The sequence below is a fragment of the Pseudonocardia sp. Cha107L01 genome, from assembly GCF_052566575.1.
This window is the reverse complement of the sequence record NZ_CP199579.1, coordinates 6,836,924-6,863,258: the sequence shown is the minus strand read 5'-3', so window position 1 is coordinate 6,863,258 and position 26,335 is coordinate 6,836,924. Positions and strand designations below refer to the sequence as shown.

General features: G+C 70.5%; 26 protein-coding genes. 15 read left to right on the top strand and 11 right to left on the bottom strand.

Going from position 1 to position 26,335, the window contains the following annotated elements; all coding sequences use genetic code 11:
* Positions 1-253: 253 nt before the first annotated feature.
* Entirely contained in the window at positions 254-2,017 is a 1,764-nt protein-coding gene (locus ACTXG6_RS32290; protein WP_445183194.1) for a SulP family inorganic anion transporter, read from the bottom strand.
* Positions 2,018-2,668: 651 nt separating this feature from the next.
* Between ACTXG6_RS32290 and ACTXG6_RS32285 the strand changes: the two genes are divergently transcribed.
* Positions 2,669-3,607: a formylglycine-generating enzyme family protein gene (locus ACTXG6_RS32285; RefSeq protein ID WP_445183193.1), complete on the top strand. Its 939-nt coding sequence runs from the start codon at positions 2,669-2,671 to the stop codon at positions 3,605-3,607.
* 36 nt (positions 3,608-3,643) lie between these two features.
* Here ACTXG6_RS32285 and ACTXG6_RS32280 read toward each other — a convergent pair whose 3' ends face one another.
* Entirely contained in the window at positions 3,644-5,884 is a 2,241-nt protein-coding gene (locus tag ACTXG6_RS32280; protein ID WP_445183192.1) for an arylsulfatase, read from the bottom strand.
* An 893-nt stretch (positions 5,885-6,777) separates the two neighbouring features.
* Here ACTXG6_RS32280 and ACTXG6_RS32275 point away from each other — a divergent pair.
* Complete coding sequence (locus tag ACTXG6_RS32275) at positions 6,778-8,178, top strand: hypothetical protein (protein WP_445183191.1); 1,401 nt, start codon at positions 6,778-6,780, stop codon at positions 8,176-8,178.
* Between the two features lie 500 nt (positions 8,179-8,678).
* Here the strand turns inward: ACTXG6_RS32275 and ACTXG6_RS32270 are convergent, their stop codons facing one another.
* The 3 genes from ACTXG6_RS32270 to ACTXG6_RS32260 all read right to left on the bottom strand — a co-directional run bounded on the left by ACTXG6_RS32270 (position 8,679) and on the right by ACTXG6_RS32260 (position 11,266).
* A complete protein-coding gene (locus ACTXG6_RS32270) occupies positions 8,679-9,596 on the bottom strand; it encodes a CPBP family intramembrane glutamic endopeptidase (protein WP_445183190.1) in 918 nt (305 codons plus the stop codon).
* 390 nt (positions 9,597-9,986) lie between these two features.
* Positions 9,987-10,568, bottom strand: coding sequence for a carboxymuconolactone decarboxylase family protein (locus ACTXG6_RS32265; RefSeq protein ID WP_445183189.1), 582 nt, complete (start codon positions 10,566-10,568; stop codon positions 9,987-9,989).
* Complete coding sequence (locus ACTXG6_RS32260; RefSeq protein ID WP_445183188.1) at positions 10,565-11,266, bottom strand: GntR family transcriptional regulator; 702 nt, start codon at positions 11,264-11,266, stop codon at positions 10,565-10,567. The genes ACTXG6_RS32265 and ACTXG6_RS32260 overlap by 4 nt, the downstream gene beginning before the upstream one ends.
* Between ACTXG6_RS32260 and ACTXG6_RS32255 the strand changes: the two genes are divergently transcribed.
* The 11 genes from ACTXG6_RS32255 (at position 11,223) to mhpA (ending at position 22,171) form a co-directional block, all read left to right on the top strand.
* Positions 11,223-11,777, top strand: coding sequence for an MFS transporter (locus tag ACTXG6_RS32255; protein WP_445183187.1), 555 nt, complete (start codon positions 11,223-11,225; stop codon positions 11,775-11,777). The two genes, ACTXG6_RS32260 and ACTXG6_RS32255, sit on opposite strands and share 44 nt — an antisense overlap.
* A gap of 132 nt (positions 11,778-11,909) precedes the next feature.
* The gene (locus ACTXG6_RS32250; protein ID WP_445183186.1) at positions 11,910-13,442 is read left to right on the top strand and encodes an ABC transporter substrate-binding protein; all 1,533 of its coding nucleotides are present in this window, start codon (positions 11,910-11,912) and stop codon (positions 13,440-13,442) included.
* A gap of 58 nt (positions 13,443-13,500) precedes the next feature.
* Positions 13,501-14,445 (top strand): ABC transporter permease, encoded by a 945-nt coding sequence (locus ACTXG6_RS32245; protein ID WP_445183185.1) that lies wholly within the window; start codon positions 13,501-13,503, stop codon positions 14,443-14,445.
* Positions 14,442-15,335, top strand: coding sequence for an ABC transporter permease (locus ACTXG6_RS32240; protein ID WP_445183184.1), 894 nt, complete (start codon positions 14,442-14,444; stop codon positions 15,333-15,335). The genes ACTXG6_RS32245 and ACTXG6_RS32240 overlap by 4 nt, the downstream gene beginning before the upstream one ends.
* A gap of 1 nt (position 15,336) precedes the next feature.
* Positions 15,337-16,383, top strand: a complete 1,047-nt coding sequence (locus tag ACTXG6_RS32235; RefSeq protein WP_445183183.1) for an ABC transporter ATP-binding protein — start codon at positions 15,337-15,339, stop codon at positions 16,381-16,383.
* Positions 16,380-17,450, top strand: coding sequence for an ABC transporter ATP-binding protein (locus tag ACTXG6_RS32230; RefSeq protein WP_445183182.1), 1,071 nt, complete (start codon positions 16,380-16,382; stop codon positions 17,448-17,450). Before ACTXG6_RS32235 ends, ACTXG6_RS32230 begins: the two co-directional genes overlap by 4 nt.
* On the top strand, positions 17,447-18,316 hold the full coding sequence (locus ACTXG6_RS32225; protein WP_445183181.1) for a fumarylacetoacetate hydrolase family protein: 870 nt from the start codon (positions 17,447-17,449) through the stop codon (positions 18,314-18,316). The genes ACTXG6_RS32230 and ACTXG6_RS32225 overlap by 4 nt, the downstream gene beginning before the upstream one ends.
* A gap of 1 nt (position 18,317) precedes the next feature.
* Complete coding sequence (locus ACTXG6_RS32220) at positions 18,318-19,580, top strand: VOC family protein (RefSeq protein WP_445183180.1); 1,263 nt, start codon at positions 18,318-18,320, stop codon at positions 19,578-19,580.
* A 2-nt stretch (positions 19,581-19,582) separates the two neighbouring features.
* Positions 19,583-20,071 carry a nuclear transport factor 2 family protein gene (locus ACTXG6_RS32215; RefSeq protein ID WP_445183179.1) on the top strand — a complete coding sequence of 163 codons (489 nt, stop codon included), beginning with the start codon at positions 19,583-19,585 and terminating at the stop codon, positions 20,069-20,071.
* Positions 20,064-20,645 (top strand): nuclear transport factor 2 family protein, encoded by a 582-nt coding sequence (locus tag ACTXG6_RS32210; protein ID WP_445183178.1) that lies wholly within the window; start codon positions 20,064-20,066, stop codon positions 20,643-20,645. The genes ACTXG6_RS32215 and ACTXG6_RS32210 overlap by 8 nt, the downstream gene beginning before the upstream one ends.
* A 2-nt stretch (positions 20,646-20,647) precedes the next feature.
* Positions 20,648-22,171 (top strand): bifunctional 3-(3-hydroxy-phenyl)propionate/3-hydroxycinnamic acid hydroxylase MhpA, encoded by a 1,524-nt coding sequence (mhpA, locus tag ACTXG6_RS32205; protein ID WP_445183177.1) that lies wholly within the window; start codon positions 20,648-20,650, stop codon positions 22,169-22,171.
* Between the two features lie 29 nt (positions 22,172-22,200).
* Here mhpA and ACTXG6_RS32200 read toward each other — a convergent pair whose 3' ends face one another.
* The 6 genes from ACTXG6_RS32200 to ACTXG6_RS32175 form a co-directional block, all read right to left on the bottom strand.
* On the bottom strand, positions 22,201-22,992 hold the full coding sequence (locus tag ACTXG6_RS32200; protein WP_445183176.1) for a FadR/GntR family transcriptional regulator: 792 nt from the start codon (positions 22,990-22,992) through the stop codon (positions 22,201-22,203).
* A gap of 47 nt (positions 22,993-23,039) precedes the next feature.
* Positions 23,040-23,324: a hypothetical protein gene (locus tag ACTXG6_RS32195; RefSeq protein ID WP_445183175.1), complete on the bottom strand. Its 285-nt coding sequence runs from the start codon at positions 23,322-23,324 to the stop codon at positions 23,040-23,042.
* A gap of 69 nt (positions 23,325-23,393) precedes the next feature.
* A complete protein-coding gene (locus ACTXG6_RS32190) occupies positions 23,394-24,107 on the bottom strand; it encodes a LuxR C-terminal-related transcriptional regulator (protein ID WP_445183174.1) in 714 nt (237 codons plus the stop codon).
* A gap of 90 nt (positions 24,108-24,197) precedes the next feature.
* Complete coding sequence (locus tag ACTXG6_RS32185; protein WP_445183173.1) at positions 24,198-24,362, bottom strand: hypothetical protein; 165 nt, start codon at positions 24,360-24,362, stop codon at positions 24,198-24,200.
* 137 nt (positions 24,363-24,499) lie between these two features.
* The gene (locus ACTXG6_RS32180; protein WP_445190148.1) at positions 24,500-25,234 is read right to left on the bottom strand and encodes a glycosyltransferase; all 735 of its coding nucleotides are present in this window, start codon (positions 25,232-25,234) and stop codon (positions 24,500-24,502) included.
* 115 nt (positions 25,235-25,349) lie between these two features.
* Complete coding sequence (locus tag ACTXG6_RS32175; protein WP_445183172.1) at positions 25,350-25,556, bottom strand: CsbD family protein; 207 nt, start codon at positions 25,554-25,556, stop codon at positions 25,350-25,352.
* 234 nt (positions 25,557-25,790) lie between these two features.
* Between ACTXG6_RS32175 and ACTXG6_RS32170 the strand changes: the two genes are divergently transcribed.
* Together ACTXG6_RS32170 and mihF are read left to right on the top strand one after the other, a co-directional pair.
* On the top strand, positions 25,791-25,955 hold the full coding sequence (locus tag ACTXG6_RS32170) for a hypothetical protein (protein WP_445183171.1): 165 nt from the start codon (positions 25,791-25,793) through the stop codon (positions 25,953-25,955).
* 32 nt (positions 25,956-25,987) lie between these two features.
* Positions 25,988-26,299, top strand: coding sequence for an integration host factor, actinobacterial type (gene mihF, locus ACTXG6_RS32165; RefSeq protein WP_445183170.1), 312 nt, complete (start codon positions 25,988-25,990; stop codon positions 26,297-26,299).
* Positions 26,300-26,335: the final 36 nt, after the last annotated feature.

Genomic DNA, 26,335 nt, shown 5'->3' with positions numbered 1-26,335 from the left:
GACAGAGCGGCAAAGCTCCGGTCACGCGTTGAGTCGGCACTCGAGACTGCTACTCGGGTTTCGGGCACGTGGGATCCGGGGCCCCACGGACGCTGAGCTCGGCCGTGCTTTGGTACGACGGCGAGATCCCGGGGAACCAACGATTCATAGTTCACCCTCATTCGGGTGATGGCGGCGAGGTATCCGTCAACTCTGCTCGTTGCGGGCGCATCGCGCGCTGACCTGGGCCGAACGACGCGGTTTTCGGTCGCAGCTACTCCATCGGCCCCGGGGCGGCTGATTGCGCATTCTTTCCACCATCTTCACGCCGGGCTTGCAGTTTCTCGTGGGCGTGGGTGTAGGCCTGGCGGACGCTGGGGAAGGTGGGCAGGTCACGCGTTGCGCCCCCGTGGTACGGATTGGCCTGTAGCGGCGCCAACACCGGCTTCCGGACGCGGGCGAGTAGCACTCCGCAGCCGCGCTCACGCAGCTCCAGGGTGAGTTCGGCTATTTTGTCGGCGGCGCTCGCATCCAGATAGAACACCGACTCCATGTCCAGGATCAGGTATCGGAGATTGGGTCCACAGGCCGCCGCCAGGATGCGGATCCGGTCGGTGACGCGTCCGATGTTCGCGAAAAACAACGGCGCGTCGACTCGGTAGATCAGCACGTCGGTGCGGGGAAGCTCGTGTTCGTCGACCTCGTGCGCCGGTTCGTCGGGACTGGTGACGGCGAGTACGGCGTCGTGAGGGTGTGCGGTCCGGTAGAGCATCTGACCGGCGGCGAGCAACACCGCGACCAGCACGCCGTGCAGGACGCCCAGCACAACCACGCAGGCGGCGGTGACCAACGCGATGCCAGCCTCCGCGCGCCAGCCCCGCCACAACCGCAGGAATCCCTGCACGTCGATGAGCCGGGGCACGCCGGCGACGATTGTGGCGGCGAGCGCCGCGAGCGGCAACATCGCAATGATCGGTCCGCCGGTGACCAGGACGAACAGGACGATGGCCACGGTTCCTAGCTGGAACAGCTGCGAATGGGCGCCGGCGCCGCGGGCGGAGAGTCCTTTGGAGGCGTTCCCCATCGGCGCGAAGCCGCCCAGGACCCCGGACGCAACGCTGGCCGCGCCGAGGGCAGCGGACTCCCGGGTGAGCGAGAGGGGCCCCGCGCCGGGATCCGCGGTCTTGCGGATGGCGGTCACGGTCTCGACGATCGCGATCAGGGCGAGCCCGCCCGCGGCCGGGAACAGTGCCAAAGCCTCAGCGCCGCTCACGGCAGGGATTCCCGGCACGGGCAGGCCACCGGTGACCGCGCCCACCACGACCACGCCACGCCCGGCGAGGTGGAACACTGCCGAGGCAACCACCGCCGCGGCGAGGACCACGAGCGATCCCGGTAGGCGGGTCAGGTGGCGCTTGAGCAGCAGGAGCGCGGCCACGGCACCCAGGCCCACCACGGCGGTCATCGCATGTGCCTGGCCAAGGTGGGTGATCACATACCACAGCTTGGCTAGGGCTCCCTCGCCTTTGGCCGGCACACCGATCAGCACGCCGAGCTGTCCGGCGAAGATCACCACGGCCGAGCCGGCCAGGTACCCCAGCATCACCGGCCCGGAAAGCAGATCGGCGATCCTTTGCATCCGCAGCAGCGGCGACGCGACACACAGCAACCCCACGAAGATGGACAGGCACCCCGCGAGCGCGGCGGCCTTAGCGGGGTCGCCGGCTGCGGGTCCGCGCACCGCCTCGAAGGTCATCACAGCGAGGGTGGACGAGGGACCCACCACGACGAACCGGGTCGAGGTCACCAGGCTGAACACCAGCGCGGCCCCGACAACGGTGTAGAGGCCAGCGGCCGGTGCCAGCCCCGCGACCTGCCCGTACGCCAGCCCCTGCGGCACGAGCGTGGCCGCGACGGCGAGCGCCGCCACGCCGTCGCCGCCCAGCGCGCGTTTCGAGTAGCCGCGCAACTGACCGACCAGCGGCACCACATCCCGGATCAAGAACCGGTCCGTGCCCGTGCCGCGTGCTCCGGTCATGGTCTTCCCCTGGTCAGCGGAGCGGCGCGGAACCGGGGCCGCCGGGCCAGGCGGTCGGGCTGGGCGGGGTCGGAGTCCGCCGTCGATTCGGTCTGCTGCGCAACCACGTTGCTGCTCATGCCGCCCGCCCCCGGTTCTCGCGCCGCTTCGAGGTCCACTGTCCCGGGGGCGTGGGTCGGCGTCCTCACCTCCGGCGGGCGATATGGTCGAGGTCCCTGGCCTGGATGCTCCGTCAGGCTCAACATCATCGGGCCGACCTATCGCGAGCCGATCGTGGCGATTGACGAGGTCACCACGCGACCGCGCGCTGAGCCCTGCGCGTGCCGCCATGACGTCGGCGCGTCGCCACGCGCATTCAGATGGGACCCACCTGCCCGGCAGCTGGTTGTCGACTACCAACGGTGCGAGCAATTGCCGTTGGGACGCCTGACCGACCACTCGCCGAAATCACCCGACGCGGGGGATGTCGCAACGTGTCCGAGCAGCCGCGGCCGACCTCGTGCGCCGCGGCCGGGCGGAGCACGCTGCGCGACACCAGCTCGCCACGCACAGACCCGAAGACAGAAACGGGCTCGCCGTCGGAGGCTCAGCGGGCAGGTTCACCCTCAGGGGGTGATGCCGGCGTCGGCCGGCATCACAAATGATCCGGGGATGGTGTGGACCGACGGGCAGGGCACCGCGGCCGCGTGCTGCGGCGCGGCGTCTCGGGGAGGCGAGGTCGCTGTGGCGCGGGATGACCGCCGGGCCGTCGGCAACGTGTCCGAGCCGACTCGTCCCTCGCTGCTGGCGCTGCCCGGTGGCGTATTCACGATGGGTTCGACCGAGCGGCGCTACCGTGACGACGGCGAGGACCCTCCGCGCACGGTGCGCGTCGAGGCGTTCCGAATTGCCGCTCACGCGGTGAGCAACGACGACTTCGCGGCCTTCGTCGCCGCGACCGGGTACCTCACCACGGCCGAGCGTGAAGGCTGGTCATTCGTGTTCGGTGGGCTGCTGCCCGCCAGCTTTCCGCCGACCAGGGCGGTGGCCGCGGCGCCGTGGTGGCGGCAGGTCCTTGGCGCGACGTGGTATCGGCCCGAGGGCGGGGTCTCCGATCTCGACGGCCGCGGCGACCACCCGGTGGTGCACGTGTCGTGGCTGGACGCCCGCGCCTACTGCCGGTGGGCCGGCGGGCGGCTGCCCGACGAGGCCGAGTGGGAGTACGCGGCCCGGGGCGGCCTGGAGGGAGCTCGCTACCCCTGGGGCGACGAGCTGACCCCGGGCGGCGAGCACCGCATGAACGCTTTCCAGGGCCGCTTCCCCGAGCACGACACTGGCGAGGACGGCTTCATCGGCACCGCTCCCGTCACCGCCTTCGCCCCGAACGCCCACGGCCTGCACAACGCGACGGGCAACGTATGGGAGTGGTGCGCCGACCGGTTCGGCCCCTCCCGGCCCGGCCAACGCAACATGCGCGGCGGGTCTTACCTGTGCCACGAGTCCTACTGCTGGCGCTACCGGTGCGCCGCGCGGAGCGCGAACACCCCGGACAGCAGCGCCGGCAACATCGGCTTCCGGCTCGCGGCGCAGGTGGTGGCCACAACCGGTTGAGGGCGCCCGAGAAAGACACCCTCAACCGATCGATGGCTACCGTGTGTAGCGGACGTTGACGTTGTTGATGTAACCGTTGAACGGGAAGGGTGCCCTGTCGTAGTAGTCCAGGGACACCGGTGCGCCCAGGCAGGTGCCGATGTCGAGGCAGTCGTTGGCGGTGAAGAACAGCGGGGCGCTCATTGGTACTTGGCCCGACCCGTAGGCCTCGCCCTTGACGGTCATGGAAATGTCGAGCGGACCAGCCGGCTTCAGCTCGGCGGGCGTCGTCTCGACCTGGATGATCGTCTGCCCGACCGGCAGCCGTTGCTCGGAGCGGATCTTCGTCCGTTGCAGGATGAAGAAGTTGTACTCGTAGCAGAGGAAGCCGTCGTCGATGTAGCAGGTCAGACCGCCGGCGGCGCCTCCCAGGGCGTAGAGCACGCCGTGGGCATCGTGGGGAATGTCCAGGTCGATGGTCACCCGGTTGGCGCGAGTGCCGAGCGAGGGGGCACAGACCTCGGGCATGCGGGTGATGTCGCCAGTGAAGTTCCACTCCCGGTACGGGGTCGAGACCCGCAGTTCAGGATGCAACAGGGGGACCCACAGGCCGCCGCCGACGGGGTAGACGCTGTTGCGGGCCGCCTCGATGGAGAACGTCTCCTTCATCTGCGCGAGCTTGTCCGGCTGCTCGCCGGCGAGGTCGTGGGCCTGCGCCCAGTCCTCGTCGAGGTTGTACAACTCCCAGACGTCCTGATCCGGCGTCCAGTCCCTGATTCCCGCCGGTGCGCCGGGAACCCACGGGGCGCGCGGGCCGAAGGCCGAGGCCATCCAGCCGTCGTGATAAATAGAGCGACTGCCCATGATCTCGAAGTACTGGGTGAGCAGGCGTCCGGCCGCGTTGGGGTCGTCGAAGGTGTAGGCCATGCTCACGCCGTCGATCCGGTCCTGTGGGACGCCGTTTACCACCCGCGGCGGGGTGATGCCCAGCAGCTCGTAGATCGTCGGGACGATGTCGTTGCAGTGGTGGAACTGCGGGCGCGGGGTCTTATCCGGTGTGATCCTCGCCGGCCAGCGCACGGCCATCGGGTTGCGTGTCCCACCCAGGTGTGAGGCCAGCAGTTTGATGCCCTTGTACGGGGTGCTGCCGGCCCAGGCCCAGCCGGCGTGGTACATGTTGTCGACCTTGGCTGAGCCCAGGACATCGAGACCGCCGAGCTCCTCCAGCGCCCGGAGGTGCTGGTCGACGGTCGTCGGGATGCCGTTCTGGGCGAGCATCTCGCTGATGGTGCCGTTCTGGCCCTCGCCTGAGGAGCCGTTGTCGCCCCAGATGTAGAACACCAGGGTGTTGTCCGCGTAGCCGAGACGCTCCACCTCGTCGATGAGCCGACCGACCTGGACGTCCACGTGCTCGCCGTAGCCCGCGGCGACCTCCATCAGCCGCCGCTGGAACGGGCGCTCCTGCTCGGGGATGTCCTCCCACGCCGCCATTCTCGGGTCCCGCGGTGTCAGCTGGGTCTCCGGCGGGATCCACCCCATCTCCTTGGCGCGGTGGAACACCCGCTCCCGGTAGGTGTCCCAGCCGTCGTCGAACTTCCCGGCGTACTTGTCGGCCCACTCCTTCAACACATGGTGCGGACCGTGCAGGCATCCGCTGGCCCAGTACATGTAGAAGGGCTTGTCAGGTCTGAGGGCCTTGTGCTTGCGCAGCCAGCCGATTGCGTCATCGGCGAGATCCTCACTGAGGTGGTAGCCCTCCTCCGGGGTCTTGGGCGGCAGCACGACCGTGGTGTTCCGCACCAGGTTGGGCTCGTACTGCGACGCCTCGCCGGCGAGGAAGCCGTAGAAGTACTCGAAGCCGATCTCGGACGGCCAGTTGTGGAACGGACCGGCGGCGGTCGTCTCGGCCGCGGGGGTGTTGTGCCACTTGCCGAACGCGGCCGTGGCGTAGCCGTAGTCCTTGAGGACCTCGGCGCCCAGCGCGCTGCTCTTCGGGATCTCCCCCGCGTAGCCGTCCCAGTCATTGGCCAACTCCGCGATCTGGCCGTTGCCGATGCGGTGATGGTTGCGCCCGGTCAGCAGCGAGCCCCGGGTGGGGGAGCACATCGCGGTCGTGTGGAAGCGGTTGTAGCCGATGCCCTCGTTGTGGATCCGGGTCAACGTGTCGGTTCGGACTTCGCCGCCGTAGGTAGTCGGAAGGCCTGGGCCCGCGTCATCGATCAGCACAATCAGGATATTCGGGGCATCGTCGGGCAGGCGTCGCGGCTGGACGCGCTGCTCATAAACCGATTCCTGCATGGTTCTGCCCGCGACGCTCGCGGACGGAGTCGGCGGGAACGGCAAGCTCTCTTGGGGGTTCAACGACATCTCAATCTCCTCACGTGGACCGCGACCTTGTCGGGCCCGAATTGACGCCCCAGAACGACAACGCGCCATGTTGTTGCCGAGAGCAGGCGATCACGCAGTCAACGAGCGCCTAACCGGACTCACCGCTCAATACGTGGCGTACCCGAGCTCGGTGTCCGCACCGCTGGCGGCGCCGCCGGATGGCCCCGTCGCAGCGCGCTCGCCCGGGTACCTCGTGCGTCCGTCATCCGACCCCCGCTGTTCGCACCAAGGGCGTCGAACTCGCACCGAAGCGCCACACGCCCGCGATCGGCACGAGTATCGACCGGAGCAACGGCACTCCACCTCACCCGCAACGGGTGAGCACCTGGACGCAGCTTCGCGACGGCAACCGCCGCATGATCACCAATCGAGCATGGGGCGAGGTGTCGCGTCGAACCCACCGCACACCGCGGAGCGGGCGCGTCGGGGGTGAGCGAGGTGGACCCGAGAAGGGCTGGCCGACCGGCCGACCGCGGTCGGCGTGTCCGACTCCGCTGACATCGACGGGTTGCCGCTCTCCATGGGCGGTAGGCCATGGTGTCGTCCCAGGAGACGTGCTCGACCGGTGGTGCTTCCATCCTGCGACGTCCGCGGTCGATGGCCCAGTAGTCCGTTCCAGTAGTCCGTCTCGGGTGATATGCAGCCACCGGGGCCGGGAGGACAGTGGGGGCGGACCGGGCATCGTTCCGGAGTCTGTGGGCCCTTGACGCCGCTGAACGAACGGAACGTCCTTGCCCGGCCCTGGCTCGCGGAGGCACCTGGAGTCGAACGCGGGCAGGTGGTACCCAGCAGCAGGAGTTGCCATGTCCGCCGTTGATGATCTTACCGAGCTCGTCGAATGTGCAGCCGCGGCGGAGCGGGCCGCGCTCGCGTCGAAGTGGAAGGAACGCTCCGACGTCGAAACGCTGAGCCAGCGGGTTCGGCGGTCGATCGACGAGCATCGCGACCTGGAGCGGCGATCGCCCAAGGCGGCCGCGTTGACCGGCAGACGGGCCCGCCTGCGGGATGCCTTCCTCGACGGCGACCCCGACGCCCTGAGGGAACCCGCCGCCGCTGCGGGTATGGCGTCCGTGCCGGACGACGGGTCTGGAGGCAACGCCCGAGGCACATCAACTGGCTCCAGGACGGGTTCCGAACCCGAGCGGGTCAGCCACGCCGACGCCGCCCGCGTCGAGGCCGACGCCGTTGCCGCTGTGACCGTGGCACGGCTGGCGCTACAGGAAGCTCATCTCGCGGTCCTCAACGCCCGCCTCGCACGCATCGACGCAGGCGAGGCCGAGCCTGAGGCTGCGGTGGTTGATGGGCACATCCCGTTGCGGGGTCGCAACGCGGTGAGTCGGCACGGACCGGCGCTGGCCCATGGGTTGCGCGGCGAGATCGAGTACATCCTGACTCGCAAGCCCCGCACGGTGGTGAAGAGCCTGGCCATCAGTCTGGCCCTTGGTCTCCTGTACCTGGGCTTCCTCCGAGTGTTCGATTGGGACGCGAAGCAGAGGTGGCTGCCCTACCTCGGTCTGTGGGTGATCTCGGTAGTGATGGGCGGCGCGGTGTGCCTGAACGCGATGAGCTTTGACGCCATGCGGGTCCGTGCCGCTCTCGACAGCGGCGTCCGGCTGTGGCACCTGCTAGTGATCAAAAACCTGGCGCTGGCCAGCCTGGTCGCACCGCTCGGCTTCCTGCTCAGCGGCTTGCTCGCCTGGCGGGCCGGTGACCTGGGCGCGTTCTTCAAGGCGTGCGCGCTGATGATCTGCTTCATCGTGCTGTGGCTAGGTGTCGGCAACGTCCTGTCGGTCCTCCTACCGATACGCGACGAGCCGATCAAGAACCGCAGACAGTCCGGCACGCTCAAACAGTTCAGCATCGCCTTCGTGGTGTCCTACGTGATCGGCTACCTGGTGAACCTGATGCTGATCTGGCGGGTGTTCGCGGCCCAGGAAGTGGCGTCGAGGCTGGGCGGGGTGGTCATCCCGGTGATCTTCGTAGTGCTCAGCAGCGTCACGATGTGGCTCCTGCTGACGGTCTTCGCGGTTGCCCTGTCCCAGCAATCGAAGATCCGTCGCGCACTGCTGCGGGAGATCGCCGACTACAATTCCAACGCCGAAGCACGGGCGTTCGCGAAAGAAGCAGCCCAGGCCGCAGCCACGACACCCCGTTCGGCGGGTACGTCTGAGCGGCTCGACGACAGGCCGGCCCCACTGGGCTGACCGACCGAGGCACCGGCCACGACTCCCACTCGTTGCTCGTCGACCGGGTCGCACGCCCGATACCGCGGCGGCGAAAAGCCCCGAGTCGGAAGTCGACGGGCAGCGGCAGCTGGCCACCGAGGCCGCCCGATTCGAAGCGGACTCCAAGATGATGCTCAAGACCAAATACCATCCCTGAGCACTCCTTTCAGGCGCTGGTAGATCCACTTCCGAGGCCGTACCGTGTCCCGCACCACGCCACAACAGGACGGGACGCGGAACCGAACGGAGGTGCCCGGCCATGTCCAGCGACGACCGCCCCTCCCCGGTGTGGATGGGCTGACGGTCTGGGCGTCACCCGGCCTGGTCACCGACCCCACCAACCCGCCGCCGAACCGGTCGCGGCACTGACCTGCGTCCCATCGCTGACAGCGCACACCAACGACGAGTACCCCGGCCGCTCGACGCCCGAGGCAGGAGGTCCCCGGGGAAAGCCCCGAGCATTGGTAGAGGCCAGACGTTTAGCGCGGCAGGGCGGCCGGATCCGACTCCTGCGACCGCCGCTCGTCGTGGAGGCTTAGCCGGCCCCGTGTCGCCGCTACGACGATGACCGCCACCGCACCGAACCCGACCAGTTCCGGCAGCAGGCCATAGTCATTGAGCAACGGGGCGGGGAAGAGCGGCGCCACGACCTTGTTCGCGAATGTGTTGAACGACGCGTGCATGAGCATGGTGATCAGCAGGCTGCCCTCGGCGTTGTTGAACACCCATGTCATGACGATGGTCAGCAGGGTGATCATCACGGTGAACATGACGATGTTCGGCACGGTGGGCGGCGTCCACACCCCGCTCCAGAACAGGGGGAAGTGCCAGAAGGCCCACAGCACGCCCAGGAGGGCGCCGCCGCCCAGCGGCCCGCACGCCGCCTGCAGGCGGGGCAGCGCGAAGCCGCGCCAGCCGGGCTCCTCGCCCAACGGCCCGCCGAGGACGAACGTCGAGACGAACGCCAACGGGTAACCGAGCACCAGCCCGAGCGTCACCGGCTGGTACGAACCCAGGACTCCGGGCAGCACGATCGCGCCGAGCACCTCGCTGGCCGGGATGACCAGCAGGACGAACAGGTACCACCGAAGCTTGACGCGCCACTGCACGTACCGGCGCAGCAGGCGCTTCGGGCCCTCCCGGCCCTCGGTCGCCCGAGCCATGACGAACGCCGACAACATCGGGCCGGTGAACGTCGCGGCCGCGATCGCCAGGACCACAACGACCCGGGGGAGCGTGTACGGCAGGAGGCCGATGCCGGTTCGGGAGAGCACGACTGGCAGCTCCAGCAGCCACGCGCCGGCGAACGCGATGAGGAAGAAGAACACCAGCGGATGCCGGGACAGCACGCCGGGACGCGCGTCGTCCGGCCGCGCTCCGACTCCGGAGGTCGTCATGTCGAGACTCTCTTCCCTGGGTCCGGAACAGCAGGTCGTCGACGTGACGAGCAACGTCCGGGGCAGCAGCGTAGGCACCGGGCACACGCCGCGCGCCCTAGATCATCCGATCGTGTCCCGAGACGACGCCGCCCACGACCGCGCGTGCGGCCGGGGCCGTGAGGACTGTGCGCCCGAAGGGACTCGAACCCACCGAGGACTGCTGGACCAGTGAACGCAGCAGGTCCGGGCTCGCCGCGGCGAGCCGGGTTGGACGGGCGGAGCGCGGGCCAGTTGGCGGAGGTGATGCGTGCGACGGCGATCCAGCTTGACGCGGTGCGCCCGGCGCCGGCAGGGGTTCGCCGGGCTGTGTTGGGCCTGGCCAATGCGCTTCGTGCGGCCGGGCCCGCGCTAGGAGGTGCCCGGTGCTCCGATCGCGAAGACCTGCATCAGCTGGGCGAGGGTGCGGTAGTAGCCGACCAGCACGGTCAGCTCGATCAGGCCGTCGTGGCCGAGTGCGTCCGCCGCCGCCTCGTACTCCTCGTCGCGCCACGGCTCGCGGGGGTCGACGTCCAGCAGTCTGCGGCACACGGCATATGCCGTGGTCTCCGTCGGGTCGGTCGAGGTGAAGTTCCCGGCGCGGAGCGCGGCAAGTTCCGGCTCGGTGAGTCCGGCGGCCTGGCCGATCAGTTCGTGCGCATAACGTTCGAACTCGCTGCCGGTGGCGGTGGCGACGGTGAGGATCGCGATCTCCCGGGTGCGGTCGGTCATCCGCGTCCGGAAGCGCACGGCAGCCCCCAGCTCCTGCAGAGGCCCACCGATCGAGGGAGCGTGCAGCATCACGCCGAAGGGACCGTTCAGAGCGCCGTGCGCATCCTGTAGCTCGACCAGTTGTGGCCCGGTGGCGCGCGGACCTGACGTGATGACTTGGTAAAGGTCGAGCTGCTCGTCGTCCAGTTCGGGCTCGGTGAGCCGGGGGAGTCGTTGGGTCACGACGGCCTTTCGGCGGATAGGTGTTGCAACGCGCCTGGTGTTGGCTCGTCGGTCGCGCAGCGGATCAGCAGGTCGGCGGTGTGGGCGATGTGCGCGCCGAGCCGGTCGGCGGCGACCTGGGCGTCTCTGGCGAGGGCCGGCTCCAGGAGCTCGCGGTGGTCGTCGGGGGCGCGGTCGCGGGATCGGCCGCCGAGGGAGATCGACCACTGCCGGTACAGCTCACCCTCCTCGCGGAGCGAGCGGGCGATCGCGGTGAGTCGGCGGTTGGGGCAGCCGCCGATGAGCGCTTCGTGGAACGCCTTGTGCGCCGCGTTCCAGGCGTCGGACGGGCGGTCGGGGTCGTCCGGCCCGATCAGCGGGGTGTGTTCGAGGACGTGGTAGGCGGCCACCAAACGGGCTTCCCAGGCCATGTCGCCGTCCCGGAGCGAGAGCGTCAGCAGCCGGGTCTCGATCTCGATCCTGGCGACGGTGAGATCGGCCAGATCCCGGTGGGACAGCGACACCACCCGGTAGCCCTGGTGCGGGGTGACGTCCACCAGTCCCTCGCCCACGAGCCGGGTGAGGGCCTCCCGGGTCGCGCCCATGTTGGTGGAGTAGCCCTCGCGCAGCTCGCCGAACTTGAGCCGCTGGCCCGGCACCAGCCGGCCGCCGAGGATGTCGGCCCGCAGCCGTCCGTACACCTCGTCCGTGCGCGTCACTGGGCCTCCTTCCCGTAGCAGAGTGTATGACCATCGTGAGCATTTTCGAAAGTATATTGACTTGTCGAACGACGGACGTTCACGATACTGCCGATCCGTCCCCGACCTCGTGCTCGGACTCGCGGCCGTGCCGATCATGACCGAGCTGGCGCCGAGCAACTCCGAGTACGGGCTCGCCAGCAGCAGCTTCTACGTGCTGTTCAACGACTCGGCCGTCCTGGTTGGTCTGCTGGCGAACCGGGTGCGGAGCAGGTGGGTGTTCGTGGTGCTCGCCGCGCTCTGCGCGCTCGCCCAGGTCCCGGTGCTGCTCAGTGCAACCCTGGGCGCCCTGTTCGTCAGCCGGATCCTGATGGGCGCCGCCGAGGGACCCGCCAACCCGCTGACCGTGCACACCGCGCACAGCTGGTTCCCTCCGAAGGACCGCAGCCTGCCGACGGCTCTGACCCAGGCGCTGGCAGAGATCTCCCGGCGGCGCGTGCTCGCCACCATCGCCGAGCAGCGCGGGGCCTGACCGACCCTTTTTGCGACCTCGTGGCACCGAGGTCTTGCGGGCCCCTATTAAACATGATTAATCTGTTCGATAGGTGCCATCGCCGGACCGGTCGTCAACCCTTCCGGCGGGCCGTGACCGGAGGTGACGAAGGTGCGGATTCTCCCGCCGGGCCGCGCGGTGCTCGCGCTGCTGGCCGCGCTCGCTGTGGCGGCCGGGTGCGGCGCCCCGGGTCCCGGTACCGAGGCCGGGGATAGCTCGCTGACGATCCTGGTGCCGGCCGACGGCGGGCAGAACTACGACCCGCAGACCAACGCCTCGCCGTCGAGCACCCAGTTCCTCATGCCGGTGTTCGACACGCTGCTGGGCAGCACGCCCGACGGCGCCACCACGCCGGGGCTCGCCACGGCCTGGGTGCTCTCCCCGGACGGCACGTCGTTGACGTTGACCCTGCGCGGCGGGGTGCACTTCCACGACGACAGCCCGTTCGACGCCGACGCCGTGAAGCGGAACCTCGAGCGCGGCAAGACCACCCAGAAGTCGGTGGTTGCCGGCCAGCTCGCGTCGATCACCACGATCGACGCTCCGAACCCGTCGACGGTCGTGCTGCACCTGAACGGGGGCGGGGGAGCGCTGCTGGGATTCCTGGCCGGCCCCGCCGGCATGATGGCCAGCCCCGCCTCCTGGGCCCGGAGCAATGCCGCGACCGCGCCGGTCGGCACCGGGCCGTGGCAGGTCTCACCCGACTCGGTCCCGGGCAACGACATGGTCTACACCCGGTTCGCCGGGTACTGGGACCCGTCGGTGGCGCGGGTCGACACGATCCACATCCGGGTCGGCGCGGAGTCCACCTTCGTGCCCGGGCTCAGCGGCGGCGTCGCGCACGCGGTGCTGCTCACCGGATCGCCCACCGACGGCACCACGCTGTCCACCAACGGGCTCCCCGTGCGGACCGCCTCGACGACCTACCTGCACCTGTTCTACCTGAACAAGACCGGAGTCTTCGCCGATCCCCGGGTCCGCCGTGCGCTGTCGCTCGCGGTGGACCGGCAGCTCCTGTGCGATGCGCTGCTCTACGGCCGGTGCGTGCCCACCGCCCAACCGGTCCCACCGAGGTCCTGGGCGTATGACACCGCCTCGGCACCGCCGGCACCGGATGCGACGGCGGCCAGGGAGCTGCTCGCCGAGGCCGGCCACCCCGGCGGTATCGACGTCCCGGTGGTGGTGTCCTCGGCCGGCACCCAGCTGTTGACCGAGCTGACCGCGCTGCAACAGATGGTGGCCGACGCCGGGATCCGGATCTCGATCAACGCCCGGCCGGTGGCCCAGCTGCTGCCCGCCCTCGACGACGGCACCGGCCAGGCCTACTACACGGTCAACTCGGGCGGGGCCGACCCGGCGATCCCGCTGGCCCAGATGACCGCACCGGCCTACAACCCCGGTGGCTACCGCGACCCGGCCTTCGACGCGGCACTGCGCGCGGCCGGCTCCGCGCTCACGCCGGCGGACCGCCGGGCGGCCTACCGCCGCGCGTCGGCCGCCTACCAGGCCACCGACTTCAACGTCGTCGTGCTCAACCAGGACCTGCAGTTCGCCACCGCGCGGGGTGTCACCGGGATCGGCGCGCGCGATCCGCTGACCCTCGACGTGCGCGGGGCGACGGTCCCGGGCGCGGCGGTCCCGTGACGGCCACCGAGCGACCCGCCGACCGAAAGCAACCCACCGCACCCGAGGAGGTGAGCGGATGACCCGGATCGTGATACGACGGATCGCGATCGCCGTGCCCCTGCTGCTGCTGGTCAGCTTCGCGGTGTTCGCCCTGACCGCGGTGTCGCCGACCGACCCGGCCAGGGCCATCCTCGGCGACGGGGCCACTCCGGCCGCGGTCGCCGGGCTCCGCCAGCAGCTGGGCCTGAACGCGCCGCTGCTGGTCCGCTTCTGGGACTGGCTGGTCGGCCTGGGGCACGGCAGCCTGGGCACGTCGTGGTTCGGCAACCAGCCGGTCACCATCAAGATCGTCCAGGGCCTGCCGGTGACCCTCGCCCTGGTGCTCCCGTCCCTGCTGCTCAGCGCCGCGGTCGCCCTACCGCTCGGCCTCTACACCGGCCTGCGCGCCGGCGGCCGCGCGGACCGCGCCGTCCGCGCGGTGGCCGGGATCGGGCTGGCCGTGCCGGAGTTCTGGGTCGGCCTGATGTTGGTGCTGCTGCTGAGCGAGAAGCTGCACCTGCTGCCCGGTACCGGCACCACGACGTTCGGGCCGGACATCGTCGCCGACGTGCGTGGCCTGGTGCTCCCGGTGATCGCGCTGAGCCTGCCGCAGATCTGCGCCCTGCTCCGGATGACCCGCGCCTCGGCGGCCGAGGTCGCCGAGCACGACTTCATCCGCACCGCCCGGGCCGCCGGCGAGTCCGAGCGGCGTCTGCTGTGGACCCACCTGGCCAAGAACGCCCTGGTCCCCTCGGTGGCCCTGCTCGGCCTGCAGCTGGGCCGGATGATCGGCGTCGCCGCCGTCGTGGAGTCAGTGTTCGGTATGCACGGGCTCGGCTCGACGGCCGTGCAGGCGGCGCTGAGCTCGGACCTTCCGGTGGTGCTCGGGGTTGTGCTGATCACCGCGACGGTGGTGATGGCGGCCAACCTGCTGGCCGACCTCGGTTGTTACGCCCTCGCGCCCCGGACGAGGGACTCATGAGCATCGACACGCAGTGCGACACCGCCGCACCCGACACCGGCGCCCGGACCACGGCCGCCGATGAGGGCGTGCTCCGCACGGTGCTGCGCAACCGGGTCGCCGTCGCCGCGCTCGCGGTGCTGGTCGTGCTCGTACTGGTCTCGGTGGTCGCTGCGCTGGCGCCCTGGCGGGACCCGTTGGCCCAGGCGCTGCGCGAGCGGCTGCAGGGGCCGAGCCTGCGCCATCCCCTCGGCTCCGACGAGCTCGGCCGCGACCAGCTGGTCCGGCTGGCCGGGGCGGCCGGTGTCTCGCTGGGTGCCGCGCTGGTGGCCACCGTGGTCGGCCTGGTCTGCGGGCTCCCGCTCGGCTTGCTCGCCGGGTTCACCGGCGGCCGCCTGGACGGTGTGCTGAGCCGGGCCTTCGACGCGCTGCAGAGCATCCCACCGCTGATCTTCGCCATCGCGGTGGTCGCCGTGCTCGGGCGGGACCTGATCCCGGCGATGGTGTCGATCGGTGTGGTGTTCTCCCCGACCTTCTTCCGGGTCGCCCGGGCGGCGACCATGAGCGTGGCCCGCGAGACCTACATCGAGGCCAGCCGCTCGATGGGCGGCCGGACCGCGCGCATCCTGGGCAGCCACGTGCTGGGCAACGTCGGGTCGGCGGTGATCGTGCAGATCTCCACCACGCTCGCGTTCGGAATCCTCGCCGAGGCCGCGCTGAGCTTTCTCGGCCTCGGCGTGCAACCGCCCCACGCCAGCCTTGGCAGCATGCTCACCCAGGCCGCCAACCTGCTCAACACCGCGCCACAGCTCGCCGTCGAGCCGGGCCTCGTGATCGTCGTCCTGGTCCTGGCGATCACGCTGGTCAGCGACGCATTCCGGGACGCGACCGCCGGCGAAGGGAGATGGTGACGTGACCGGACGAGTCCTGGAGCCGGCCCCGCCCGCATCCGAACCGGATACCGGGCAGGAGCCCGCGCTCACCATCGAGAACCTCGTCGTGACGCTGGTCGGGGACGGGCGGCGGGTCCCGGTGGTCACCGGGGTCGACCTGCGGGTGCCGGCCCGGAGCACGTTAGGGCTGGTTGGCGAGTCGGCCTCGGGCAAGTCGCTGACCTGCCTCGCGGTCATGCGCCTGCTCGACCGGCGGCGGCTGACGGTCGAGAGCGGCTCGATCCGGCTGGGCGGGCGCGAGCTGCTCGAGCTGTCCGAGGACGAGATGCGTGCGGTCCGGGGCAACGAGATCGGCATGATCTTCCAGGACCCGATGACGTCGCTGGACCCGGCATTCACCGCCGGGCAGCAGATCGCCTCGGTGGTCCGCCGGCACACCGGTGCCGGTCGCCGAGGCGCGCGGACCAGGGCACTCGAGCTGCTGTCGCTGGTGGGCATCGGTGACCCGGGCCGCCGCGCCGACCAGTACCCGCACCAGTTCAGCGGCGGCATGCGGCAACGCATCATGATCGCGATGGCGATCGCGGGCGAACCGAGGCTGCTGATCGCCGACGAGCCCACCACGGCGCTGGACGCGACCACCCAGGCCCAGATCATCGAGCTGATCCGCGAGCTCACCGAGACCCTCGGCATGGCGACGATCATCACCACCCACGACCTCGGCGTGGTCGCCGAGCTGTGCGACCGGGTGTCGGTCATGTACGCGGGGCAGATCGTCGAGCACGCCGAGACCGCGGATCTGTTCCACCGTCCGCGCCACCCCTACACCGAGCGGCTGCTCGCCGGGCTGCCCCGGGTGGGCCGACCGCTGGAGCTGCTCGGTATCCCCGGCGCCCCGCCCCGACCAGGCCACTTCGCCGCCGGCTGCCGGTTCGCCCCGCGCTGCACCCACGTCCGGGACCTACTGTGCACGGCCGCCCCGCCGCCGCTGCGCGAGCTCGGCGGCGGCCGGTCGGCGCGCTGCGCCCGGGTCGCCGAGCTGGCCCTGCCGGGGGTGGGGTCGTGAACGCCACCACTGCGCTGCTGTCGCTGCGCGGAGTGAGCCGGACATTCACCACCCGCCGCGCGCTGCTCGGCCGGCGCCTCGACGTCGTGCACGCCGTCAACGACGTGAGCCTGGATATCGCCGCGGGGGAGACCCTCGGCATCGTCGGCGAGTCGGGTTCCGGCAAGTCCACCCTGGGCCGGGTTGCCCTTCGGCTGATCGAGCCGGACCGGGGGACGATCGAGTTCGACGGCCGGGACCTGCTCGGCGCCGACGGCCGTGACCTGCGCCGGGAGCGCCAGCGGATGACGGTCATCTTCCAGGACCCCTACACCTCGCTCGATCCCCGGTGGACCGTCGAGCGGCTGGTCGGCGAGCCACTGCGGATCGCCGGCGGCACCAGCCCGGCCGACCAGCGCGACCGGGTGGTCGAGGCGCTGCGCCGGGTCGGGCTCGAACCCGACGTGCTCACCCGCCGCCCGCGCGGATTCTCCGGCGGGCAGCGCCAGCGCATCGTCATCGCCCGGGCCCTGGTGACCCGCCCGAAGCTGGTGTTCTGCGACGAGCCGGTGTCCGCGCTGGACGTGTCGACCCGGGCCAGGGTGCTTGGCCTGCTGCGCGAGCTGCAGGTGGAGACCGGTCTGGCGTACCTGTTCGTCTCGCACGACCTGGGCGTCGTGGAGGCGGTCAGCGACCGGATAGCGGTCATGTACCTGGGGTCGATCGTGGAGGTCGGCGGTGCCGAGACCGTGGCGCAACGCTACGGCCACCCGTACACCGCCGCACTCGTGTCGGCCTCGCCGGCGCCGGACCCGCTCGACCGAGGCGCCAAGAGGCGCATCGTGCTGCGTGGCGACCCACCGTCGCCGATCACCCCGCCGTCCGGCTGCGCGTTCCATCCGCGCTGCCCGCTGGCCCAACCCGTCTGCGCCGTCCGGAAACCCCCGCTGCGCGCCGACCCCGACGGGCATGCGGTGGCCTGCCACCGCACCGCCGAGGACCGGCGGCTCAGGGGAGCGGACCTGCTCGATCTCCTGAGAGGCGAACCGACCATGAACCTCCTGACGCCCGAAGGGACCCCGACATGAGGATCGCCTCCATCGACGCCGGAGCGGGACCGACCCTGGCCGTCGAAGCTGAGGACGGCATGATCGTCGACCTCGCCGAGCTCGCGCCCGCCGCGCCGCGCGTCCTGCGGGAGCTGCTGGAACTCGGCCCGCGCGCGCTGGAAGTGCTCACGGCGGCCGTCCGTTCCGGCCTCGGCGGCGCGCGCACCCGGCGCCCTCCCGACGAGGTCCGGTTCCTGCCGCCGATCGGCACGCCGCACGCGGTGTGGTGTGCTGCGCTGAACTACCCCACGCACGTGAGCGAGGGGAACTGGGAGCCACCCACCCGCCCGGCGTTCTTCCTGCGGGTGGCGGCCAGCCTGTGCGGTCACCGGGAGCCCATCATCGCGCCGAGGGTGTCCGACCGGCTCGACTACGAGGGTGAGCTCGCGCTGGTCATCGGGACCCGGGCGCACCGCGTCCCGGCGGAGGAGGCGTTCCGGCACGTCGCCGGCTACTCCTGTTTCAACGACGGCTCGGTCCGCGACTGGTCACGGCCGCAGATCACCCCGGGCAAGAACTTCACCGCGACCGGCGCGTTCGGACCCTGGCTCACGACAGCCGACGAGGTGCCCGACATCGGGACCCGACAGCTCACCACGCGGCTGAACGGCAAGGTCATGCAACAGGCCAAGATCGACGAGATGATCTTCAGTATCCCGGAGCAGATCGCCTACCTGTCCACGGTGTGCGAGCTGCGGCCCGGCGACGTGGTGGTGACCGGCACGCCCGGCGGCGTCGGCACCCGGCTGAACCCGCAGGTGTTCCTGACCGGCGGTGACGTCGTCGAGGTGGAGGTCGAGGGCGTCGGCCTGCTGCGCAACCCGGTCGAGCGAGAGGCGGACTGAGATGACCACCGACCAGACCGAGATCGACGCGAGTACAGCGGTCCGGGCCCCGGCGGCCGGTCCCTTCGACGTCGGCGGGGTACGGCTGGACCGCCCGTTCAAGATCCGCCGACTCGGTCACTTCGGCTACAACTGCCTGGACACCGACGCGATGTTGGACTTCTACGTCGACGGGCTCGGGCTGATCGTCTCCGACCAGTCGCCGACGATGCCCGCCCGGCTGCCCGCCGAGCAGCGGGACCGGCTGAGTGCCAACGAGCGGCTGCTGCACTTCACCCGGTTCGGCAGCGACCACCACCAGTTCGTGCTGATCGCGGCGCCGGTGTGGGACTGGGTGGGCCGCGACAACGGCACGGCCGGCGCCTCCATCAACCAGATCACCTGGCAGGTCGGCAGCCTCGCCGAGGTCGTCGAGGGCGCCGACTGGATCTGGGGTCAGGGCGGCCGGCTGCTGCGCTCCGGGCGGGACATGCCGGGCTCGAACTGGCACACCTACCTGTTCGACCCCGAGGGCCACATCAACGAGCTGTTCTACGGCATGGAGCAGATCGGCTGGGACGGGCTGAGCAAGCCCCGGGAGATGTGGTCCGGGGTCCTCGGTGAGGCGCCGGCGCTGCCGATGCCGTCCGAGGCGGCGGAGATCCGGGCCGCCCAGGGGAGCGGCGTGGACATCGCGGGCGGCCACCGCGCGGTCGCGGCGCAGGCTCGGGAGTACGCGGTCGACGGGATCCTGATGTCCCGGCCGTTCAAGGTCGTCGGGATCGGGCCGGTCAGCCTGTACGTCGACGACCTCGACGCCACCGTGGAGTTCTACCGTCAGATGCTCGGGTTCTCCGTACGCGGCCGCGTCGGGTGGGACGGGCACCGCGGCGCCCTGCTGCACACCGGCTCGGAGCACCACGGCCTCGCCCTCTACGAGACCGGCCTGCGCGCCGCGCTCGGCGCTCCGGAGCGCGCGGACTCCATGGCGCTGGGCTTCCGGGTGGCCAACTACCGGCAGCTGCGGGCCGCGGTGGCGTTCCTCGTCGAGCGCGGGGCCACCGAGGTCGAGGTCCCCGCCGAGCTGCTGGCCGGCTTCGACTACGTGACCCACCTGCGCGACCCCGACGGCAACCTGGTGCAGCTCTACTACCACCAGCGTCAGATCGTGCCCGCCGGCGCGGAGCCCGAGCTGGTGTCCGGCGGCGCCGCCCGGTGGCCCGAGCTCATCGACGCACCGCCGGACGTCTTCGGCGGCGAGACGTTCCTCGGACCGTGGGAGTGAGCGTGGGAGTGAACATGGGCATGTACACCGTGGAGCAGTGGGCTGAGCTCGAGGCGCGCCAGCGGATCGCCGAGCTGGTGACCCGTCGCGGTCGGGCCGCCGACGCCAAGAACCCCGACGCGATCCTGGCCGAGCACGTGCCGGGCAGCGGCGACACCCACGGGATCTTCGACGGGACCATCGAGGACTTCGTGGAGTACCTGCGGGTGCACCACTACTCAAAGGGGCTCTACGGGCTGCAGCGGCACACGGTGTCCAACGTGCTCGTCGCGTTCGACTCGCCGACGAGCGCCCGGATCGAGTCCTACCACATCGCCTACCACCGTCTGGAACTCACCGACGGCGCCCGGGACGTCCTCATCGGCGGCCGCTACCTGGACCACGCCACTGTGTACGGCGGGCGGTGGCGCCTGTCCAGCCGCAGCGTCGTCTACGACTGGTCGCGGTCGCACACCCCCACCGCGCAGGACCGAAGGAGATCCCATGACTGACCTTGCCAACCCGCTGGTGACCGACGCCCGGATCGCGGAGCTCTACGCCAAGCAGCAGATCACCGAGGTCCTCTACCTCCGGGCGAGGGCCGGCGACCGCCGCGATGTGGACCTGGCGCTGAGCTGCTATCACGACGGCGCGACGGAGGTGCACGAGGGATTCGCCGGCCCGGCCGCCGAGTTCGTCCGGGACCGGTCGATGATCTCGCCGAACTCGACCGCCCCGGTGGCCTTCCTCTGGCACTTCATCTCCAACGTCCTGATCGACCTGCACGGCGACGAGGCCGACGTGGAGAGCTACCACATCGCCGTGGTGGGCCGGCAGACCGACGAGGAGGGGCCGACCCAGTCGACCATCGGCGGCCGCTACCTCGACCGGTTCGCCCTGCGGGGAGGCCGGTGGGCGATTGCCGAACGGGCGGTGGTCTTCGACTGGTCCCGGGTGGACCCGGAGAGCGCCGCCTACTGGGAGCTGGTCGGGCTGGACGAGTCGAAGCTGCTGCGAGGGTCCTTCGGGCCCGGCGACCCGCTCGACGATTTCCAGAGCGGGGCGCGGGGCTGGACGGTCGGCTGACCGTGTCCCACTACGATCTCGTCGTCGTCGGCTGCGGCCCGGTGGGCGCGGTAGCGGCCAACCTCGCCGGCCGGACCGGCCTGTCCACGCTGGTCCTGGACCGGTCACCGGTGGTCTTCGAGCTCCCGCGCGCCATCCACTTCGACGCCCAGGTGATGCGGATCCTGCAACAGGCCGGGGTCGCCGACGAGGTCGCCCGCGACACCAGGGTGTGGGCCCGCAGCTCGTTCTACGGCGCGGACGGCCTGCTCAACCGGGTGCACGAGTGGCCCCGGGAACGCCCGCTGGGCTGGGCCGAGCACTACCTGTTCTACCAGCCGACATTCGAGGCGACGCTGCGCGCCGCGCTGGCCCGCCACCCGCGCGTCGAGGTGGCGCTCGGCGTGGAGATGGTGGGGATGCGCCAGCACGACGAGCACGTCGAGCTGGACCTGCGCGACGTCCGGACCGGCCGGCCGCGCCAGGTGAGCGCGGCCTACGTCATCGGCGCGGACGGGGCATCCAGCCGGACCAGGGCCGCCATCGGCGTGGACCTGGTCGACGACGGCTTCGACGAGCCGTGGCTGGTGGTGGACCTGCTCGCCGACCGCGAGATCGGCCCGCCCGACCAATCGGAGATGTTCTGCGACCCGCGCCGCCCCGCGACCAGGGTGCCCGGGCCGGGCCGCCACCACCGGTGGGAGTTCATGCTGCTGCCCGGCGAGGACGCCGAGCAGATGCAGCGCCCGGAGACCATCGAGGCCCTGCTGTGCCCCTGGGTCTCCCTCGGCGAGGTGGACATCGTGCGCGCGGCCGTCTACCGGTTCCACGCGCTGGTCGCCCGGCGCTGGCGCGACCGTCGGGTCTTCCTGGCCGGCGACGCCGCGCACCAGACACCGCCGTTCCTCGGCCAAGGCATGTGCCACGGCATCCGCGACGTGCAGAACCTGGTGTGGAAACTCGGCGCCGTACTGCGCGGCGCCCCGCCGGAACCCCTGCTCGACAGCTACCAGGCCGAGCGCGCCCCGCACGTGCGCCAGATCATCGACATGGCCGTCGCCGCCGGCCGCGACATCTGCCTGCTCGACCCGGTGGCCGCCGCCGCCCGCGATCGGCGGGTGCGCCAGGCCGCGGCGACCGGCGCCCTGCCCAGGACGACGTTCCAGGGCATGCCACCGCTGCACGGCGGGCTGTTCAGCGACACCCCCGGGGCCGGTGAGCTGTTCCCCCAACCGACGGTTACCGTCGGCGCCGGGCCCCAGGTCCGCCTCGACGACGTCCTCCCGTCGGCCACCGTCGTGCTCACCACCGCGACCGACGCCGCCGACCTGGGCGCGCCGGTGATCGAGGTCGCCCCGCCGCTGGCAGCCGCGTCCGACCCTCGGGTCCGGTCCGGGGCGGTGCTGCCCGACTGGTTCACCGCGCGCAACGCCACCTACGCCGTCGTCCGCCCGGACCGCTACGTGCACGGCACGGCCGGTACGGCCGCCGCTGCCGCCGAGCTGGTGCGCGAGATCGCCCCGGCCGGCCAACCCATCGAGTCGTGACAGTCCCGCGGGCTACGCGACCATCCGGCTCACCGGGCGGGGGAGTCCTCGCCGGCTCGGGACGGTTTGTGCGCGGCGGCGGCGGCGCGAGCAGCGACGACATCGCCGGCGACGATCGCGTCGGTGATCGCCTGGTGTACCTGGACCCTGGCCGCATGCAGCGTCTGCCAGTCCTGCCCCGGCAGCAGCTCCAGCCTCGGCTCCCGGGCCCGGACGGCGTTCAGCAGGGCTTCGTAGATGGTGCGCAGCACGTCGTTGCGGCACAGCGCGGCGATCTCCGCGTGGAACTCCAGATTGCGGCGGTAGAAGTCCGCCGTGTCCCGCGCCGCCCGCAGCGCCCGCATTGCGCGCCGCAGCTCAGCGAGCTCGGCCCGGTCGTGCCCCGCCTCGGCGGCGGCTTCGATCACCGAGGGTTCCAGGGTGTCGCGCACCGCCAGCGCGTCGGCGACCTCGCCGCGAGCCCCGGAGACCTGCATCATGCTGCGAGCCAGGCGCAGCGTCAGACCGGGCTCGGCCACGAAGACCCCGCCCTTGGGCCCGGTGCGCGTGCTCACCCGGCCCCGGTCCTCGAGCAGCTTGATGGCTTCGCTGACGGTCGAGGGCGCCACGCCGAGCTGCTCCCCGAGGTCACGCTTGGTGCCCAGGCGGGTGCCCGGAGCCAGGGAGCGGGTGGCGATCTGGGTCTCCACCGCGACGGCCACGTCCTCGGCCCGCGACGACCGGCGCGGCAACGCGAACGCCGGCCCGGCGCCGTTTTCGCCGTGGTCATTCGTGACGTCCGTCCCGTGCGCCCCCAGCTGGGCTCCGACGTCCCCAGCCATCGCACTCCCCTCGCTGCCGCACCCGCCGATAGACATATTGAACATTATCAATAGTACTCTACGTCCGCCTGCGGCGAGCGACCAAGGCGCCGGCCTCGACGTCGGTCGACGGCGACGTCCGAGACACGGTCGACCACTTCGGAGGGGATCGCCACGTTCGGTGGCATCGCGATGCGTGCCGGTGTGTCCTCCGCGATCGCCCGGTCACGACTGACCAGGGCGCACATGATCATCGCGGTATTCGGTGTGGTGTTGACCGTGATCCACCTGGCCGGGGTGTTCTTGGTGCCCCGGCGGGGCATTGGCCCGCTGCAGATCATCGTGCCGTTCACCCGCCGAGGCGGGCTGGCCGTGCGTGTTGGAGCACGGCTGCGCGGTGATAGCGGTCTGGGGGACGGCGGTCAGCGCCTGGGTGCGAGCAGGCCGAGGGCGCGGGCGCGGGTAACGGCCTCGGCCCGGCGGTGGGTGCCGAGCTTGGCGTAGAGGTTGCGCATGTGGGTCTTGATGGTGTTGCGCGAGACATACAGTTCGCCGGCGATCTCCGGCCCGGTCAGGTTGGTCGGCAGGTAGCGCAGCACGCGCAGCGCGCTCTCGCTCAGCGGCTCGTATATCGGTCGCGGCCCAGTGGGCGGCGAGGTGAGTCCGCGTCCGGCAAGCAGGCTGAGGATCTCGGCGATGAGGGGGGCGTGGGTGGTGCGGTGCCGGGCATGGCGCGCCAGCAGGGCCGGTGCGGGAGTGAGCAGGAAGGGCGACAGTGCGCCGTTGGGCTCCACGAGGTCCAGGGCATGTTCCAGGGAGCTCGCGGCGGCGTCGGAGTCGCCGAGCGCGTCGCGGGCGACCGCTTCGAGCAGGAAGGCGTGGCCCTGCCAGGCCCGGTAGGCCATGGGCGCGGAGCCGTCCAGGACCGGCCCGAGCGCCGAGATGGCTGCTCGCGGGTCGCCGTTAGCCAGCCGCGGTGCCGCCACGGCGATACGGATCTCCCCGCGTTCGCGGTCCGGTTCGCCGAGTTCGGCAAGAACCTGCTCGGCGCGTTCCGGCTCACCGAGGCGCAGCAGGGTCTGTACCAGCAACGCCCGGGTCCGGTCGATGAGGTAGTGCGGCACGGCGAGGCGCACGGGACCTGGCCAAGTCTGCTTGGCTCGGCCAGACCGAGGCGAGCAGGCAAGTATGTGACGGGGTCGGGCCGTATCGCTAGCGGGCCGTGCTCAGCGGGGCACGCCCCGGCGACCGCGTCCACGGAGGCCACCGAAGATGCCGGTGGCGACGAACAGCACGATGCCGACGATTGCGAGCCACAACAGCGACTTGACCGCGAAGCCGACCACGGCCAGGACAACCCACAGCACCAACAACCCGATGATCAAACCCATGATGCACCGCCTCTTCCGGAAGAGTGGCCCCGGTGGGGCCACAGCGCCGGATTCCCGCCGCGACACGGTTTCACACGCGCGAACGGTCCACCGCGGGCCGCGTGGTTGCCAGATACTGTGCCAGGCTGCCGACGACCCTAGGCCACGTTCTCCGAGGTGAGGGACGATGCGTTCTCGGTCTGCAACGATTGGAGTAGGTCGGCAACACCGCCTTGCGCCCGCCCATGGGTTCTTGCGCTGGTCTGCACCCGCAGATTGCTGGGTTGACGCAACCGACACCCGGCCGCGGCCATCGCCGCCCAGAGACGTCGTTCTTCGCCGTGGTCGTGAGAGGGGAAGCCCCCGCAGCGTAGGTAGGCATCCGCGCGGACGCCGAGGTTCGCCGCGTAAAGGTGCTCGTGTGTTGTCCCGCGCATGCCGCTGGCGATGATCGTTCGGTAGCGCTGCCGGGTGTGATCGCTCAGTTCCGACGGGTCAGCCAGCTCAGCCAAACCCGCAACCCCGTGCAGCCCGGCCGCAGCGTAGCGCAGCTGCTCGGTTGCCCAGTGCGGAGGCACCACGGTGTCGGCATCCGTGCTGAGCAGCCAAATCGCGTCCGTGGGTACGAGGTGCAGTCTGTGCAACACATCCCGCACGCCAAGATCCCGAACGTATCCCACACCCGTCCCAGCCGGGCGACTCGAGACCGTGAGAGCTCGAGCGCCCGGCCAGGACCTCAGGTGCGTATCCACCAGCTGCGGGCTCCGATCGCGGCAACGGTCCAACACCACACTGACCTCGACCTGGATCCTCGACGGCACATGTGCCAAGGCTGTGTGAACGCTGCGCAGACACGCACCAATGCGGGCTTGCTCGTTATGAGCGGGGATCACCACGCCGACCGCGTTGATCACTCGTACCTCTCGATCCAGTCCACGCCCTGAAGGCGCCCGGTATTGACATGCTGCGCGTCCTGTTCGCCACCGGCGCGCCGATCAGACGAGTCGGTCAGCTGCCCTGATGCTTGGCCTCGATGCCTTCATGGCCTTCGGCCTTCTTCTCGTGTTTCTCCGCCTCGAGGCGGAGACTCTCAGCTTTGTCCTGTTCATCAGACTTACGCTGCTGGGCCTGCCCCTCGGTGCGCAGGTCGTCGCTACCGGTGACGCTCCCGGCCGCTTCCTTCGCCTTGCCCTTCGCTTCCTCCAGTGCACCCACAGTTAGCCCTCCTTCGATCTGGTCACGATCTCCGATGATCCAACGGGAAGTGCATACCCAACCTCGGACGCGTTAAGCCCGCCGGTCCGTGGAGTCAGCGGCTCTATCGGATGGAGTCCTCCCGCGACAGGTGTGTCGGGCATCGAAGAGGGAAACGCTGCACACCACCGCGTTTGGCCTGGTGAGAAGAGGCTATTCACGCCACAGAGTTGCATCGGGCGGTAGGAGCGAGACATGGACGCCGACGGCGCGTTGACACCGAGATTGCTCATCGACGAGTTGGGCCTCTATGCCGGCCCCGCCGTGTGGGGATACCGCGACGCGGTTGTGGCCGCGGCCAACGATCTAGGTGTCACCGTCGATTCCGCAGCCAGCCGGCTATCGGGTACCTGGCTCTGAGTCGGTCAGAACCGTGGAGAAAGGATCTCGACATGGCACTTCCGACGTTGACTCCCGAACAACGCGCCGAAGCGTTGGAGAAGGCAGCGGCCGCCCGTACCGCCCGGCGTGCGCTGCTGGACGAAGTCCGAGGTGGCAGAGCCAGCATTGCCTCTGTCCTCGCCCGCTCCGCTGTCGACCCCATCGTGGCCAAGACGAAGGTTGAGGCATTGATTCGAGCGGTGCCGGGTTATGGCCCGGCCAGGGCCACCGAGATGCTCAACAGGGTAGGTATCGCCGAGAACCGCCGAGTTGCTGGACTCGGCGCTAAACAAGTCTCGGCCTTGATCAGCGAGATGAGCTGACGGGAGCGCAGCGCGACGGGGTTCTAGCCGACTACT